General features: G+C 40.1%; 15 protein-coding genes. 7 read left to right on the top strand and 8 right to left on the bottom strand.

All coding sequences use genetic code 11. From position 1 onward, the window contains the following. Positions 1 to 11: 11 nt before the first annotated feature. Positions 12 to 1121, bottom strand: a complete 1110-nt coding sequence (locus WNY98_RS13670) for an arginase family protein (RefSeq protein WP_076925676.1) — start codon at positions 1119 to 1121, stop codon at positions 12 to 14. A gap of 454 nt (positions 1122 to 1575) precedes the next feature. Here WNY98_RS13670 and udp point away from each other — a divergent pair, with 454 nt between their 5' ends. Beyond that, positions 1576 to 2331, top strand: a complete 756-nt coding sequence (gene udp, locus WNY98_RS13665) for a uridine phosphorylase (RefSeq protein ID WP_007582384.1) — start codon at positions 1576 to 1578, stop codon at positions 2329 to 2331. A gap of 186 nt (positions 2332 to 2517) precedes the next feature. Here udp and cdd read toward each other — a convergent pair whose 3' ends face one another. Then, the gene (gene cdd / locus WNY98_RS13660; RefSeq protein ID WP_342878149.1) at positions 2518 to 3444 is read right to left on the bottom strand and encodes a cytidine deaminase; all 927 of its coding nucleotides are present in this window, start codon (positions 3442 to 3444) and stop codon (positions 2518 to 2520) included. Between the two features lie 130 nt (positions 3445 to 3574). Beyond that, a complete protein-coding gene (ppc, locus tag WNY98_RS13655) occupies positions 3575 to 6220 on the bottom strand; it encodes a phosphoenolpyruvate carboxylase (protein WP_342878148.1) in 2646 nt (881 codons plus the stop codon). A gap of 120 nt (positions 6221 to 6340) precedes the next feature. On the opposite strand from ppc, the gene WNY98_RS13650 reads away from it, so the two are divergent. The 5 genes from WNY98_RS13650 to WNY98_RS13630 all read left to right on the top strand — a co-directional run bounded on the left by WNY98_RS13650 (position 6341) and on the right by WNY98_RS13630 (position 10348). After that, positions 6341 to 6739 (top strand): DUF393 domain-containing protein, encoded by a 399-nt coding sequence (locus WNY98_RS13650; protein ID WP_342878147.1) that lies wholly within the window; start codon positions 6341 to 6343, stop codon positions 6737 to 6739. Then, complete coding sequence (locus WNY98_RS13645) at positions 6736 to 7461, top strand: SDR family oxidoreductase (RefSeq protein WP_342878146.1); 726 nt, start codon at positions 6736 to 6738, stop codon at positions 7459 to 7461. The genes WNY98_RS13650 and WNY98_RS13645 overlap by 4 nt, the downstream gene beginning before the upstream one ends. 9 nt (positions 7462 to 7470) lie before the next feature. After that, on the top strand, positions 7471 to 8079 hold the full coding sequence (locus tag WNY98_RS13640; protein ID WP_024605704.1) for a flavin reductase: 609 nt from the start codon (positions 7471 to 7473) through the stop codon (positions 8077 to 8079). Between the two features lie 101 nt (positions 8080 to 8180). After that, a complete protein-coding gene (locus WNY98_RS13635) occupies positions 8181 to 9401 on the top strand; it encodes a Xaa-Pro peptidase family protein (RefSeq protein ID WP_342878145.1) in 1221 nt (406 codons plus the stop codon). 287 nt (positions 9402 to 9688) lie between these two features. Beyond that, positions 9689 to 10348: a DsbA family oxidoreductase gene (locus tag WNY98_RS13630; RefSeq protein ID WP_165724950.1), complete on the top strand. Its 660-nt coding sequence runs from the start codon at positions 9689 to 9691 to the stop codon at positions 10346 to 10348. A gap of 56 nt (positions 10349 to 10404) precedes the next feature. Here the strand turns inward: WNY98_RS13630 and WNY98_RS13625 are convergent, their stop codons facing one another. Beyond that, positions 10405 to 11262 carry an immunity 49 family protein gene (locus WNY98_RS13625; RefSeq protein ID WP_290192759.1) on the bottom strand — a complete coding sequence of 286 codons (858 nt, stop codon included), beginning with the start codon at positions 11260 to 11262 and terminating at the stop codon, positions 10405 to 10407. Between the two features lie 982 nt (positions 11263 to 12244). Between WNY98_RS13625 and WNY98_RS13620 the strand changes: the two genes are divergently transcribed. Further along, a complete protein-coding gene (locus WNY98_RS13620) occupies positions 12245 to 12976 on the top strand; it encodes a MauE/DoxX family redox-associated membrane protein (RefSeq protein ID WP_342878144.1) in 732 nt (243 codons plus the stop codon). A 78-nt stretch (positions 12977 to 13054) separates the two neighbouring features. On the opposite strand, the gene WNY98_RS13615 is transcribed toward WNY98_RS13620, so the two are convergent. The 4 genes from WNY98_RS13615 to WNY98_RS13600 form a co-directional block, all read right to left on the bottom strand. Next, complete coding sequence (locus WNY98_RS13615; protein WP_002959014.1) at positions 13055 to 13333, bottom strand: peptidylprolyl isomerase; 279 nt, start codon at positions 13331 to 13333, stop codon at positions 13055 to 13057. Between the two features lie 102 nt (positions 13334 to 13435). After that, positions 13436 to 13858, bottom strand: a complete 423-nt coding sequence (locus WNY98_RS13610; RefSeq protein WP_342878143.1) for a DCC1-like thiol-disulfide oxidoreductase family protein — start codon at positions 13856 to 13858, stop codon at positions 13436 to 13438. A 27-nt stretch (positions 13859 to 13885) separates the two neighbouring features. Beyond that, positions 13886 to 14413, bottom strand: a complete 528-nt coding sequence (locus tag WNY98_RS13605; protein ID WP_342878142.1) for a response regulator — start codon at positions 14411 to 14413, stop codon at positions 13886 to 13888. Beyond that, positions 14410 to 15651 carry an ATP-binding protein gene (locus tag WNY98_RS13600; protein ID WP_342878141.1) on the bottom strand — a complete coding sequence of 414 codons (1242 nt, stop codon included), beginning with the start codon at positions 15649 to 15651 and terminating at the stop codon, positions 14410 to 14412. Before WNY98_RS13600 ends, WNY98_RS13605 begins: the two co-directional genes overlap by 4 nt. Positions 15652 to 15654: the final 3 nt, after the last annotated feature.

Here is a 15654-nt window from a genome sequence, read left to right as displayed (position 1 = left end):
GCTTCTACAGCTTACTTGTTCATTGCACTAATTAAGAATGCTGAAATTTTAGCGCCTTCTCTAAGCGTTGTTTCCGAGCTTGATTGTCCAACTAAAGAGCTGTCGGTAAATGGCGCTATTTCCATCATATCAGCACCCGTAATCGGGAACTCATCCGCAATGGCTGATAAAATATCAAGCGCATGCTGAGGCGTTAAACCATTATGCTCTGGCGTACCGGTGGCAGATGCAAACTCTGCATCAAGCGCATCAATATCAAAGCTTACGTATACTTCATCAACGTTATCGGCTTTTAGCTGTGCGATAGCGTCGGCAGCAACCGCTGCTGCGCCACGCTCAATGATTTCATGTGCCCAATGTTGCTTAACGCCAAAGGTACTTTCCCAGTGCGCTTTAGGCTTGCCACTTGAGCGTATACCAAATTGTATTAAATGATGCGGCGCCGGTAAAAACTCTAATATATGTGTACACCACGAGCCAAAACATAAATCAATACCTAAGCGCTCAACAAGTAAATCGGTATGCGCGTCAAAATGAATAATAGCAGTACGCCTACCTTGCTCACGTTTCGCTTTTAAGTACGCTTTGGTGAGTGGGTAACTAATTGAGTGATCGCCACCAATACCAAATATCCCTTTATCTTTAAACGTTGCGTAAAAACTGTCGCATACATCCTCTGTGATTGATAACGGACTAACGTAATAGTCATTATCTTCATTACCGTATAGGGCTTTTTGGCAATTAGAAATGGTTGCATCATTTAGGTATTTATCATGAAGTAAATGAGGGATTACACGTACATCACCTAAATCAAACGAATGACACTGCGGTTGCTGGTCAATTAATGCTGAGCGCACAAACAGTGGCCCCCAGTTTGCACCGCGTAAAATACCACCGCCACAGTCTGAGCTAATACCTAACATAACCGCTTTATGTGGAGAATTTGGTAATTCATCTAAAGACTCACGCCATAAGTTATCAACGTTTTCAGTTTGCCCGTATAGCTTATTACGCAGCGCAGCTTTACGCTCTTTTGCAGTATTTACTGTATATACGCCATCACCCGGTGCGCACAAACAGTGCTCAACTTTGTTTTTAAATGCTTCAAATTGTGTGCTCATAATAAACTCCTTCGATTTTTATTCTGTACGTAGCTAATTACTTTTGATTAGTTATGCAAAATCACCAAAAGTGCCTAAACTTCAAATAAATCCCACTTTGCTAAATAACTCTGTGCCTAATATAAATAAACACGTTAGCTTTTACGTGCTTAACAAAAACCTAAGACATTGAATTTATTTAATATTAATGAATATTTACCATGAACTATTTAATTGTAGTTACGCGCTTGTGTGATACTTATTATGTCTGCTTGAACATGTCAACAGCACAATAAGCCTACGTATATAAGCACTTGATTGAATATTCATAGTTGATGAATAAATCAAATTAATCCTTAAAATTATTAAGACTTAATTGGAGAAGTTAAGGTAAAACGGACAATCGTCCTGTACTTGATAAACGTTTCTAGCAATGATGCTAGATTGACAACAAATTATTATAAAAGGCTTAGTTATGGAAAAGGTATTTCACTTAGGACTATGTATTGACGATCTTAAAGGTGCAAAACTTGCGATTGTACCGGGTGACCCAGATCGTGCTGCACGTATTTCACAATTCCTAGACAACCCAACCTGCCTTGCTCAAACTCGCGAGTTTCATGTTTACTTAGGTCAATTAAACGGCCATTCTGTGGTTGTTTGTTCTACGGGTATTGGTGGCCCATCTACGTCGATTGCAGTAGAAGAATTAGCACAACTTGGCGTGCGTAAGTTTTTACGTATTGGTACAACAGGTGCGATTCAGCCACATATTAACGAAGGCGAAATTTTAATTAGCCAAGCGTCTGTACGTTTAGACGGTGCAAGCCAGCATTTTGCTCCGCTTAGCTACCCTGCGGTGTCAGACTTTTATGCAACACAAGCTATGGTACAAGCATGTAAAAACTTAAATATCGATTTCCATATTGGTATTACTGCATCAAGCGATACATTTTACCCAGGACAAGAGCGTTACGATACGCATTCTGGTTACGTTCCTAAATCACTACAAGGTAGCTGCGAAGAATGGCAAAAACTGGGCGTGATGAACTACGAAATGGAATCAGCTACGTTATTTACTATGTGTGCTGCCCTTGGTTTACAAGCTGCCTGTGTAGCAGGCGTACTTGTTAATCGTACTCGCCAAGAAATACCAAATGTTGACCATGGTGAAATTGAACGTAAATCTGTGGCGGTTGTATTAGAAGCGGCTAAAGTATTGCTTGATTAATATAAGTTCTATTAATTAATGGGCTATTATAACGATAAGAAAATGGCTCAGTAACAAGGCAAAAATTATGAAGTATAGTTGTCTTATATGAATAATTTTTAACGCAGTTAGTGAGTTATTTAATTCGATAGAATGGCACATTTTAATAAAGCACAGCTCTGGCTGTGCTTTATTGTTTTTGAAAGGTTATTTTAGCTGTGCACTAATTACTTCTATTGCCGGCAGGTTGTTAAAACTTGCAAGTACAGCACGTGCTACACCCGCTTGGTTTTCATGGCCTGCGGTTTCTAAAAGTGTAATTGATTTTACCGTACTTTCGTTAAAGCTAAGCCCTGCGATAAATAATTGACTAAGTGCACTTTGCAGTGGCGACAAGCTTGGGCTGTACGCTGCGTTTTCTGCGTAACTTCCGTAAAAATCACCATTTTCAAATGTACTAATTTTTACTGCACTAAAGTTTTTACTATAGGGTACGTATGCTTTTAATGCTGTACTTGCTAGCTTCTCATCTAGTTGAGCATTTACGAATACTTGCTGGTGAGGCTCTGGATTGAACAAGCTAAACGCATTGCCTAAATCAGTCGGCCCGAACGAATGAGGCAATAACTCTGCTAATTTAAAGTGTTGCTCTGGCAATAAAATATCAAACTCTTTAGCATCAGCGAGTTCGTTCATAAACTGGCGACAATACCCACACGGTGCATCGCTAATCGCTATTTTAACTATTTTTTTAGCACCGTTTAACCAGGCGTTATTTATAGCCGATTGCTCTGCATGAACCACTAAACTCAACGCTTGATGATCAAACTCTACATTTGCACCAAAGTAAAAGTTTACCTCATCGTTTTCATCAAGTGCTTTAACTATTGCACCTACATGAAAATCTGATATCGGCGCAACCGCATACTCCGAAGCTAAAGGCACTAAACCTTGTAATAATGCATCATCAGACACATTTAGCTGTGCACATAACTGTTTAATATTATTAGAATTTAATATGCCGCGCTGTGATTTTAATTGACTACGTAATGACGCTGTTTGCGCTACGCTTAATGTGATGTGCGAATTTGTAAGTGCTGTATCTTGCTGTACAGTAAAAGTTGCTGAAGCCATAACATTTTTTAATTATTCAATGGCTAAGTAGTTTAAAAGTTTAGGATGCGAAATACCAGCCTATTCAACGCAAAAAAAGGGAGCACATCGCGTGCTCCCTTTAATTTTAATTGGTATACCTAACAAAATATTAGCCGGTATTACGCATACCAGCTGCAATACCTGTCATTGTGATCATTAATGCATTATCAATGTCACCTTCGCTGTGTTTTTCCTGTGAGCGAGCACGGCGTAAAAGCTCAACTTGCAATAAGTTAAGTGGATCGGTGTACGGGTTACGTAAACTAATCGACTCTTTAATCCAAGGCTGTTCGGCTAATAAGCTTTTTTGTGGGCTAAGTGATTGCACTAAGCTAATGGCTTCTTGAAGCTCTTTACGAAGTGTTACACCCAGTGGTTTGTACATATCTTCCACCAGCGCATTATCATAATGCTCACTCAACCAACAATCGGCTTTACTAAATACCATTTCTAGCATTTCTAGGCGAGATCTAAAGAACGGCCACTGTAAGCTCATTTCGTTTAGAGTTTCTGCGCCGTATTTATTAAGCGCAGCTTTTAAGCCAGTTAACGCACCTAACCATGCTGGAAGCATTAAACGGTTTTGGCTCCAAGCAAAAATCCATGGAATAGCACGCAGGCTTTCAACACCGCCATTAGGATTACGTTTTGCAGGGCGAGAGCCAAGCGGTAGCTTAGACAGTTCAAGCTCAGGTGTTGCCATTCTAAAGTAAGGTACAAAGTTTTCATCATGGCGAACTACATTACGGTAGTGCTCACACGACTCCTCACTTATTAGCTTCATTACTTCGCGCCATTCTGGCTTTGGCTCCGGTGGCGGTAGTAAGTTACTTTGTAGAACTGCGCCTGCGTAAATATTTAAGCTTTGCAGTGCTACATCGGGTAAACCAAATTTAAAGCGAATCATCTCGCCTTGCTCGGTTACACGTAAACCACCTTTTAAAGAGCCTGGCGGTTGTGAATGCAGCGCTTGTGCAGCGGGTGCACCACCACGACCTACTGTACCACCACGTCCGTGGAATAAAACAAGCTCAATACCACGTGCATCAGCAAGTTGTACTAGTTTATCCATTGCTTCGTACTGCGCCCAACCTGCTGCCATCATGCCGGCATCTTTAGCTGAATCAGAGTAACCAATCATTACGTTTTGGGTGTTTTTAATGTGCCCGCGATACCAAACATTATCAAGCAATGTGGTAATTACATCACTGCCTGCGTTTAAATCGTCAAGTGTTTCAAAAAGCGGTGCTACTGGTAAATCAAAGCTGCAGCCGCTTTCTTTTAGCAATAGTTGTACCGCTAAAATATCTGACGCTGTGCGCGCCATCGAAATAATATACAAACCAAATGTAGCTTCGTCTTGCTTGGCAATCACATCAAAGGTATCAAGTACTTCTTGTACATCAGGACTTGGTTGCCAATGTTTTGGAATTAGCGGTCTGCGCGAGTTAAGCTCTGCAAGTAAAAATGCTTGTTTGTCTTGCTCTTGCCATTGGTTATAGTCGCCTAAACCTAAGTAACGCGTTAGCTCAGAAAACACATCGCCGTGGCGAGACGAATCTTGGCGCACATCAAGTTTAGCTAAACGCAAACCAAAGCTATTTATACGATGCAGTAAATCAAGTAATAAGCCATCCGCAACTACTTTCATATTACACTTTAATAACGATCGATAGCACACTTCAACCGGGTGTTTAAGCTGATTAATATCAGTAATTAAGTCTTGTGAATCGCTGCGCTTATTTTTAATTTTAGCACCTAAGTGCGCCACTGTTTCAGCAACTTGATTTTTAAGCTTTTTGATTACCGCTCTGTATGGTTCAAACTCTTGCCCTGCAAGCTCAATAAGCTCATCACTGGCATCTGACATAGATAATTCAGCGCACAACGTTTTTAAATCTTGAATGTATAAGTTAAGTGCCATCCAACGACCATGATCGAGCACCTCTTTTGTTACCTGCGATGTTACAAATGGATTACCATCACGGTCTCCACCCATCCACGATGTAAACTCAATTGGGCAGTAATCTATCGGTAACTCTAAACTGAGTTGGTCTTTAACATTGGCTGAAAATTCACGTAAAAAACGCGGTACCGCATGCCAAAGGCTATTTTCTATTACGGCATAGCCCCATTTAGCTTCATCAACAGGTGTTGGACGAGAGCGACGAATATCGTCGGTATGCCACGCTTGGCTAATCAGCTGTTCAATACGATTTAAAATATTGTCACGCTCTTGCACTAAGTTATCTTTTCGCTCTAATGATGCAAGGCAGTCACTTAGTTCAACGTGTTTGTTAATAATAGTACGGCGCGTAACCTCGGTTGGGTGAGCGGTCAATACTAAATTTATGTGGAGTTTTGAGAGTGTTTCGGCCAAATGATTACTGTCTAGCTGGCCTTGTTCTGCTTTTGTAGCTAACGTTTTTAATGTTTGAGTGAGAGGGTTTTGTTGACCAAGGCCAACGTCATTAAAACGCGAAACGGTATGAAATTGCTCTGCTACATTAGCAAGGTTTAAAAAATGATTAAATGAACGGGCAACCGGCAAAAGCTCTTCATCACTAAGCGCATGTAAAACGTCTATTAGCGCTTGTCTGTCGTCTTCATTACCACTGCGAGATGATTTAGATAAAGCCCGAATTTCTTCTACTTTATCTAAAATAGCTTGGCCTTGAGCATCCTTAATAGTTTGTCCTAGTAATTGCCCAAGTAAATTTACATTACCTCGCAAGGCGGCATATTGTTCACTCATTTCTCATTCTCCTTTGTTTCGTAGGACACTATTAATATCATCATGAAGAGAAATTTAATAGATCCATTTGCAATGTCTTGTCGTAAAAAAGTATATATAAAATAATCACAAAGCGATTACATGATCATTTTTTACGATGGAAACTGCCCTCTTTGCAGCACCGAAATGCAGCAACTAAAACACGCAGACTCTAAAAATCTAATTACGCTTGAAGATCTTAACGCGAGCGACTTTAGTGAACGCTACCCGTATATTGATAAAGACAAAGCAATGAACTACCTGCAAGCCCAAAAGCAATCAGGTGAAATGATTTACGGGCTTGATGTAACGTACGAGGCATGGAAAATAGTGGGTAAACACGGCTGGTTGAAAATTTTTCGCTTGCCAATTATTCGCTTTTTCGCTGACTGTGGATATGTGTTATTTGCAAAATACAGACATTCCCTTAGTAAAATTTTAATGCCAAACACAACGTGTTCTAATGGGCAATGCAGTTTAAAAAATAAGGGTAGCAAATGAAAACCATTGTTTTATTTGGCGCTAGTAGTGCGATTGCAAAAGCGTATGTTGAGCACTTAGATAACCATGCATCACAATTTAAAGTTCTGTGTGTCAGCTCAAGTGAATGCAGCAGCGCCCCTACAAACACTGAACACTTTAGCACCGACTACAGCGCTCAAAGCTTGGCTATTTTTACCCAGCACTTAAAAGACACTCAAGCTGAGTTACATCAAGTTATAATATTCAATGGTAAACTTCATAACACTCAGCACATGCCCGAAAAAAAGTTAGAAGATTTAAACGCTGATTATTTTAACGAGTTACTAAATTCTAATACACTCACGCCGTTACTTTGTTTACAGAGCATATTGCCTCTATTAACCCACAAAACGCAGTGTACTATTACAGCATTAAGTGCGCGCGTAGGTAGCATAAACGACAATGAATTAGGTGGCTGGTATACTTATCGCGCATCTAAAGCGGCGCTTAACATGCTATTTAAAACGGCGGCTATTGAACTTGCTCGTCGTGCTAAAAACACCAAACTCATTTTGTTTCATCCAGGCACTACCGATACCGAACTCTCAAAGCCTTTTCAAAAAAACGTACCTGCAGGTAAGTTATTTACGCCTGAATTTGTAGCTGGGCAACTTTTTGAATTAACAAACAACAACCCTGATTTAAAACTAAACGGTGAACCTGCTTATTTAGACTGGCAAGGTTCAACCATACCGTGGTAAGGATTTTTAATGCATTTTACTAAAGCGCGAATAGACGCACTTGAAAAACATACCCGTACTCACTTAATCAACTCTCTTTCGGGTTTTAAAAGCGCTAACTTAATTGGTACACAAGACTTACTTGGCAATACTAACTTGTCGATTGTCAGCTCCGTTATTCACCTTGGGGCTAACCCACCGTTAGTCGCAATGATAATGCGTCCTCATAGTGTGCCGCGTCATACGTTTGAAAATATTTTACAAACGGGCACTTACACCATTAATCAAGTGAATAAGTCGATTTATAAACAAGCTCATCAAACCTCAGCCCGTTACGATAAAGACGAATCTGAGTTTGATGCTACAGGCTTAACGCCTGAATACTTAAACGACTTTGCAGCCCCTTTTGTAAAAGAAAGCCGCTTAAAGTACTCGGTTAAATTTGTAGAAAACCAACATTTAGCCATCAATGGAACTGAGCTCGTTATTGGCGAAATTATGGATGTTTTTGTTGATAAAGCCGCGCTGCAAAGCGACGGTTTCCTAGATTTACAAGCAATAGAAACAGTGGCAGTAACTGGGCTTGATAGCTACCACACAAGTAATAAACTCACGCGTTTACCTTACGCTAAAAAATAATATGACCTTTTAAGAGGCTATAAACTACTAGCCTCTTATCGCATAACATTGAATTTTACCTTGGTATTAATCACACTAGTTAAAAATCCAAGGAGAAAAACATGACTACCATCGGTATTGGTACACAATCTAGCGAGCAAGCGTTGGCAAGCTTAAGCAATATGACGCACACGCTAACCCCTATTGCAGCTGACGAACATTTAGAGCGCATAGCCAAGGCGCAAGCGTATATGCTAGCTAACAACATAGATGCAATTTATTTAAACGCTGGCACCAACCTAACCTACTTTACAGGTATGAAATGGTACGCGAGCGAGCGCATGGTTGGCGCGATATTACCCGCCCTTGGTGAAGTACAATACATTGCGCCTTATTTCGAAATTGGTTCACTAAACGGGTTTAAAGTAATAGAGGGACCTATTCATGGGTGGCAAGAGCACGAAAATCCTTATGCACTTTTTGTTGAAGTACTAAAAAAGTTAAACATTAATGAAAACGCAACCATTGGCATTGATGAAAGCGCACAGTTTTTTATATTCGACGGCATTAATAAAGCGCAAACGGGTTTAACCCTCATAAACGCCCAACCTGTAACGGCGCATTGTCGTATGCATAAGTCAGTTCATGAGCTTAGCTTAATGCAGCGCGCGATGGACATGACCTTAGCGGTACATCAAGCCACAGCAAGCATGCTTTATGAGGGAATAACCACCACCGAAGTAGAAGCCTTTATCAAGCAAGCACACCAAAAAGTAGGTGCACCGGGTAACTATTTTTGTATTGTTTTATTTGGTGTTGCAACGTCTTTCCCGCACGGTGTCAAAGACGCCCAAGTACTTAAAAAAGGCGATATGGTATTAATTGATACCGGCTGTAAAGTACACGATTACCTATCGGATATAACCCGTACCTATGTATTTGGTGAACCAACAATGCGCCAACGCATGTTTTGGGATCATGAAAAAGCAGCGCAAATGGCGGCGTTTAATGCAGCTAAAATTGGCGCTACCTGCGAAAACGTAGATGAGGGCGCACGTACTTATTTAGCGGCGCAAGGGTTAGGCCCGCAGTACCAAACACCGGGTTGCCCGCATCGAACGGGCCACGGTATTGGGCTAGACATTCACGAATGGCCATACTTAGTTGGCGGTGATAAAACCCAACTTGCCCCAGGCATGTGCTTTAGTAACGAGCCAATGTTAGTTATACCCAATGAATTTGGCGTGCGCCTAGAAGATCATTTTTACATGACCGACAACGGCCCTCATTGGTTTACTGAGCCTAGCCATAGTATTGACGACCCATTTGGGCTTAACGCCTAAAGATTAGTACCTTCTAAAAGAGCAGCTGTATAGCTGCTCTTTTTAGTTTATACCAACCTGCTTAACTAAGTGATCTATTTTGAGGAAGGAAAACCTTGTCGATAGTAAGGCAAAAATTTCGTTATTTAGTTGTTCTAAATGAGAAATTTTTAACGCAGCTAGCGTCAGGTTTGGCCACTCAAAATGATTAAGTGTTACTGCACGTTGGTATTTAGGATTGATAAAGCTAAATTAATCCCAATATCCTTTTTTATACTTAGTTATAAGCAATCCTCAAAAGGATAAATATGAAAAACTTTAAAATTGATATCGTTTCAGACGTAATGTGCCCTTGGTGTGTAGTGGGTTATAAAAACCTAGAAACTGCACTAGAGCAACTCAAAGACGAAATGAGCGCAGATATTACGTGGCATCCTTTTGAACTAAATCCAGATATGCCAATTGAAGGTCAAGACTTAAACGAACATTTAATGCAAAAGTACAACCTAAGTGAAGAGCAAGGCGACGAAAATCGTAAAAACATGTTCGAAGCGGGACAACGTGCTGGGTTTACGTTTAATTTTGATGGCAAACGCATCATGATCAACAGCTTTGATTTGCATCGTTTATTAATGTGGGCACGTGAAGAAGGTAAGCAAACACAGTTAAAACTCGCCTTTTTTGAAGCGCACTTCACTGATTTAAAATACTTAAATCAAGAAGAAGCACTGCTCGACGTTGTTGAAAAAGTAGGTCTTGATAAAGAAACTGCGCGCGGCATTCTACATTCAGACAAATACGTTCAAGACGTACGCCAAGAGCAAGACAACTTTAAACAGATGGGTATTACTTCTGTCCCTACATTTATCATAAACGATAAATATGCACTTACTGGCGGACAACCAAGCGACTCGTTTATTCAGGCACTAAAACAAATTAGTGAAGAAGAGGCTAAGCAAGACGCTTAGTTAGCTAGCAAAATTAAAGGCTGCAATATGCAGCCTCGTAGCCAAACAATGCTAATTTAAGCATTTTCAAACTCTTTATAAATTAGCCACTTTGGCAGGTAAGGGGTGTCGGGCACTTGCCAACCATGTTTATCATAGGCAAGGCTAGCCACTGCGCTTATCAGCAAGGCTACATCACCTTTCCACGTAACCGCCCCCTCCGGTGGGTCGTTATAGAATGTGTAATGTAATTCAATAGCTTTATGGATTGCCTGTTGGTAATGAGCGGCATCGTTTGATAACACCGCTACCCACACATCCAAATAAGGTAAGAATAGCTGGTTCACGTAAGGCGCTCTAAATTCATCAACATGCTCAGGGCCTGATTTTTCCATTACCTCGCGTAATAACACTGTTTGGTCTGCGTCTTGTACAAATATATTTCGCACAAACTTGAGGAGTGCGAAGTCAAAGGCATCAGGGTACTCAAGCCAATCTTCTTCGCACCGGCAGATTAACTCAACCGCATCAGCATCTCTTAAGCAAAGCGCTAAACTCAATTGCAATAACCAATTATCAACCATTATAGAGCGATGCTCAGCACGACCCTCTAAGCGAAACACGTGCTCTTTTAAGGTAAAAATATGGCGCTGCCCGGGGTTTGACACTAAATTATAGTGCGCATGTAATAAATCTAGGCCAAAGCGCATAATAGGCACGCCCTCAAGCCCTTTCTCTGCATTTTGTGCATGAAAGCTTAGACTTATACAATCCATTGCGTCAGAGTTTAACCGTGCCTGCGGCTCCTCATAAATCGCGGGCTCTAGCTCGAGATAACGCTGCCACCTATTGTTATAAGTATCTAAATGAATTTGATAGGCATTTTGCAAATTCACTAATTTATAGTGGTCATTGTGGTACTTTAAATGGCTCATAACCTGATATTTCCAATGGTGTAATTTGTCACGTCAAACGTTGGCTTTAAGCTACTGCCAGTTTGAAACTTCTGTTGTACTTTACGAAATTCAATGTTACCAGAATAACTATCAAATGCTTGCAAAGTGTTGCCCAAGGCTTGTGTAAATAGGGTGGTCAGGTCTTTCTTTTTGACACTATTTTACTTACACGAGAATAGTGCAATTGAAAATAGTCACCAATCTCTTTCAAAGTGTCTTGTCCTGAAATCTGTTTACACATTTCAGGACAAGACAAGTTTAAAACTAAATAAGACTGCACATTTTAGCCCTATTGGTTCTCAACTGTAATATGCACATATTCGCCGCTGTAGTTGATTAAGCAATCCTTACTAGCGCAGTAATAGAGCGCCCCTGACTTGAGTATTTCCTCCTCAGTATTTTTAATTATTAACGCGCAGCGATGCGTATTTTCGAAAGTCTTAATCGATATTTCTAAAAAGCCTATGAGGGATTTATTATTTATTGTTACCTGCTCTGTTATTAAGTTTATTTTAATAACCCTAGCCAATCGAAAATATTTATAAACTATATACAAACTGGCTAAGCAGCTAATTGGCAGTATTATCTCCCCTAACGCTAAAACGAGCCCTGCTAATATAGCGATAGCTCCTATCCCTACACCTTTAGATTTTATTAACGTGACTGTATTTTTCATAATAATAGGTAGTTGATATTGCTTATGGTTAATTTCTAATATAGGAACATATCTACTATTTGTTCCTTTGCCACAATTAACATTACACGAATAGATTTTTACACTGGCATTATAAGTGCATTATTAGCAAAGAAAATTATTACATGCTCTGTGAGATAATTTTGTGCGAATGATAGGTAAAAATTACATTTATTTAGACCCTTTTTTCAAAGCGACCAACAATGTTGAAACCTACATTTGTACTGTCTGCACAAATAAATTAACTATTTAAAGTAAGGAGTACACATGGCTAAGTCAGCAACATTATATAGAATGGCAACCGATGAACATATATGTCCGTTTGGACTCAAATCAAAAGATTTACTTAAGCGAAAGGGCTATAAGGTAGATGATAAGCCGCTGACTTCGCGCGAAGAAACCGATGCATTTCAACAAAAGCACAATGTTGATACCACACCACAAACATTTATCGATAACGAACGCATTGGCGGGTATGACGACCTGCGCACTTACTTTAATAAATCGGAGCCTGGCCAACAAGGTACTACTTATACTCCCGTAACGGCCATTTTTGCTGTTACCTTATTGCTTGCCTTTGCATTTAGCTACTCGACTGGCTTTGCACTTTTTTCTATGCATACAGTTATGCTGTTTGTCGCGTTAACAATGGGCGTACTGGCTATTCAAAAATTACGCGACTTATACAGCTTTAGTAATTCTTTTATAACCTATGATTTATTTGCGATGAAAGTAGTGAGATATGCTTATGTGTATCCATTTTTAGAAGCATTTGTAAGTATTGGCATGATTGCAGGGCTTTCAGCTTATATTGTTGCACCAATTTCTTTATTTATTGGGGGTGTTGGCGCCGTGTCGGTGATTAAGGCTGTCTACATAGACAGACGAGAGCTTAAGTGTGCCTGCGTTGGCGGTGATAGTAATGTACCACTGGGGTTTGTCTCTCTGACCGAAAACCTGTTTATGATTGCTGCGGGTATCTGGATGTTGATAAAATAAAAAGGCTTAATACTTAAAAGGTTGCATAGTGCAGCCTTTTTCTATACAGCGAAGGTTACTTCTTTACTTAAAAGTAAACTAAGTACGATAAAGCACTTTAATTACATGCCAGCCAAATTTGGTTTTAACTAAATGTGGCTCTAAAATTGCGCCTTTAAATGCAATTTTGTCAAACTGTGGAACCATTTGTCCGCGTCTAAATTCACCTAAGTCACCGCCTTTTTTACCCGATGGGCATGACGAATACTTTTTAGCTAAGGTCTGAAACTTTGCACCTTTACCTAATTGCTTAATAATATCTTCTGCAATTTCTTTGTGCTTAACCAAAATGTGAAGTGCATGTGCTGTGTTTGCCATGAAAAAAGCCTTTTATACCGTTAGCTAAAATTAAACGCGGCGATTTTAACACAACCCCATAAACCTGGCATCTACTTATACTGCAGTGTATTAACGCCTAATTTATAAATAATGTTTAGCATCATCTGGGTTGGGTATTCTGCAATACTGATATTTTCCAAATAAGGTATAGCGGTTTAAAGCAACCCTATCGTATAACCAATTATTAAACCTATTTGGCAAAATACTAAATACGTTTGCTAGTTTGTATGGGTAACCTAGCTGCTTAACAACATTAAAAAAAGCATGGCTTTGCATATACGCTTTACTGTTTTCTAGGTAAACCATTGAGGCATATTCAGTTGTTGAAAAACCAAAATGCGTTAACAGCAATTCCCCTTTTAGAGATTGCACGCTGCATAATTTAAAAATGGTATTAGTGTCGTGAGCAATAATAAAGTTACACCACGCGCTGCAAAGCTTACACTGCGCATCAAATAATATAATTTTTTGATTTTGCATTATTGTCACTGCATCATCGCTCATAACACTTTCCTTAAATTAAGTACTAAATTACTGCTGCACCGGCTTTTTTTGTAACTTGCGCTGCAAAGTACGTCTATGCATATTAAGTTGCCTTGCGGTAACCGACACGTTGCCATTATTGCTGTGCAGTACTTGTTGAATATGCTCCCACTCTAAGCGCTCCGGCGACATAACCGCATCATCAATAACATTCGATGCCGATGCCACAGGCTCGGTGTTAAGCGCTTTTAATAATGTTGCCATATCAACCGGTTTAGTAAGGTAGTCGTTTGCACCTAACCGCATTGCCTCTACTGCGGTTGCTATACTTGCAAACCCAGTTAGTAAAACAATATGTGTTTGGGGGAGCAAACTACGTAATGGCTTTATTAATGCCAAGCCATTGTCATCGCCTAGTTTCATATCTAGCAATACAAAGTCAGGTAAGTGCTGGCGTGCTATAAGTAATGCATCACTTTGATTATGCGCCACCTCGCAGGTAAAGCCCTGTTTAGTTAAGCGCCTTGCTAGTGTGCTGGCTAAATTTATATCGTCTTCAATTATAAGTAACTTCATGAGGCGTTATTCTCAGTGTTTACAATAGCGAGTTTAACTTTGGCAACAGCGCCGCCATCTGCATGGTTAAACAAGGTAAGTGAGCCATTTAAACGCTCAAAAGTAACGTTTGATAAAAGCACAGCAAGCCCCATACCTTGATCGCTTGGCATAAGTTGCCCGCCCAGATCAGCTAATTGCGATGACGAAAAGCCACAGCCAAAATCACGAATTAACAAGTAAACGCATTCGCTATGTAAGTTATCTTGCTGCCAACTCAGCTCTAACTGGGTTTTATCTTGTTTTTGATTAGCGAGCGCGGCGTTTTGCAATAAATTTAAAACAGCGGGCAATAACATGGCATCACTCAATAGCGTTGCAGCAATAGGTGGCGTAATCCATTGAATGTGCTGATCAGGGTATTGTAGTAAAAGTGTGTCGGTAATTTGTGTTTGCAGTTGCTTTACTGTTGTATGCTCTTGTGAATTTTTAAGGCGTAACTGCTCTGAGAGGTTTCTAAAGTCGTTAAGCTGTGTACTGCACTGAGTAAGCGGCGCTTGCATGTGCTTAACAATAGGATTGTTTGGTTGCTCTTCTAATAACTCTTCAAACAGTAACTGTAAATTTGCAATTGGGGTCGCTAGTTGATGAGTTATTTGTGCTGCGGCCCCATCAAGGGTAACAAGCTGTTCATTACGTAATTGCTTTTCTCGCACATTTGCAATAATTCGCTCTCGCTCTTTAAGTGCTCTGCTCATTGCGCCAATAACAAGTGCAATTACACTGGCACTTAAAACAAAATTAACCCACATGCCAATAAAGTGACCACTCATATTCATTTGATGCATACTGTGATCGGGCATCTTTATCAATAAAAAACTGTATGCGGCAATGGCTAACACTGCAATATAAGCTAATCCTTTTTCTCGCAGCGTAACAGCAGCTATCATTATTGGGAGTAATAACAACGATACAAATGCATTAGTTGCACCGCCACTTAGTGAGAGCAATACCGTTAAAAATAACACATCAGCAGTTAACTGCATTAACATACCCAAGGGCTTAGCTTGGCTTACGTTACGATAAGCAAACAGGCTAATAAGCTGAAACACAGCCTCAACGGCAATGACAATCAGCAAAGGCAGTAATGCAATCTGATGTTCTAGTAAAAAATAAACGCTAAGCACAGCAATTAATTGCACGGCAATTGCGCCGCTACGCAGCATTAATAGTCGACTAATGGTGGGGTCTGTACGCATTAA

This window comes from Pseudoalteromonas sp. AS71, from assembly GCF_038900275.1.
GTDB lineage: Bacteria > Pseudomonadota > Gammaproteobacteria > Enterobacterales > Alteromonadaceae > Pseudoalteromonas.
Note: the sequence above shows the minus strand (reverse complement) of the source record. Positions and strands in the feature narration are given on the sequence as shown.

What these genes read in the sequence shown, in the direction of transcription:
- cdd (WP_342878149.1), bottom strand. Translation starts at nt 3,444, where the DNA reads ATGGCTTCAGCAACTTTTACTGTACAGCAAGATACAGCACTTACAAAT.
- ppc (WP_342878148.1), bottom strand. Translation starts at nt 6,220, where the DNA reads ATGAGTGAACAATATGCCGCCTTGCGAGGTAATGTAAATTTACTTGGG.
- WNY98_RS13625 (WP_290192759.1), bottom strand. Translation starts at nt 11,262, where the DNA reads ATGAGCCATTTAAAGTACCACAATGACCACTATAAATTAGTGAATTTG.
- WNY98_RS13600 (WP_342878141.1), bottom strand. Translation starts at nt 15,651, where the DNA reads ATGCGTACAGACCCCACCATTAGTCGACTATTAATGCTGCGTAGCGGC.
- WNY98_RS13635 (WP_342878145.1), top strand. Translation starts at nt 8,181, where the DNA reads ATGACTACCATCGGTATTGGTACACAATCTAGCGAGCAAGCGTTGGCA.
- WNY98_RS13620 (WP_342878144.1), top strand. Translation starts at nt 12,245, where the DNA reads ATGGCTAAGTCAGCAACATTATATAGAATGGCAACCGATGAACATATA.
- WNY98_RS13640 (WP_024605704.1), top strand. Translation starts at nt 7,471, where the DNA reads ATGCATTTTACTAAAGCGCGAATAGACGCACTTGAAAAACATACCCGT.
- WNY98_RS13605 (WP_342878142.1), bottom strand. Translation starts at nt 14,413, where the DNA reads ATGAAGTTACTTATAATTGAAGACGATATAAATTTAGCCAGCACACTA.
- WNY98_RS13630 (WP_165724950.1), top strand. Translation starts at nt 9,689, where the DNA reads ATGAAAAACTTTAAAATTGATATCGTTTCAGACGTAATGTGCCCTTGG.
- WNY98_RS13645 (WP_342878146.1), top strand. Translation starts at nt 6,736, where the DNA reads ATGAAAACCATTGTTTTATTTGGCGCTAGTAGTGCGATTGCAAAAGCG.
- WNY98_RS13610 (WP_342878143.1), bottom strand. Translation starts at nt 13,858, where the DNA reads ATGAGCGATGATGCAGTGACAATAATGCAAAATCAAAAAATTATATTA.
- WNY98_RS13650 (WP_342878147.1), top strand. Translation starts at nt 6,341, where the DNA reads ATGATCATTTTTTACGATGGAAACTGCCCTCTTTGCAGCACCGAAATG.
- WNY98_RS13615 (WP_002959014.1), bottom strand. Translation starts at nt 13,333, where the DNA reads ATGGCAAACACAGCACATGCACTTCACATTTTGGTTAAGCACAAAGAA.
- udp (WP_007582384.1), top strand. Translation starts at nt 1,576, where the DNA reads ATGGAAAAGGTATTTCACTTAGGACTATGTATTGACGATCTTAAAGGT.
- WNY98_RS13670 (WP_076925676.1), bottom strand. Translation starts at nt 1,121, where the DNA reads ATGAGCACACAATTTGAAGCATTTAAAAACAAAGTTGAGCACTGTTTG.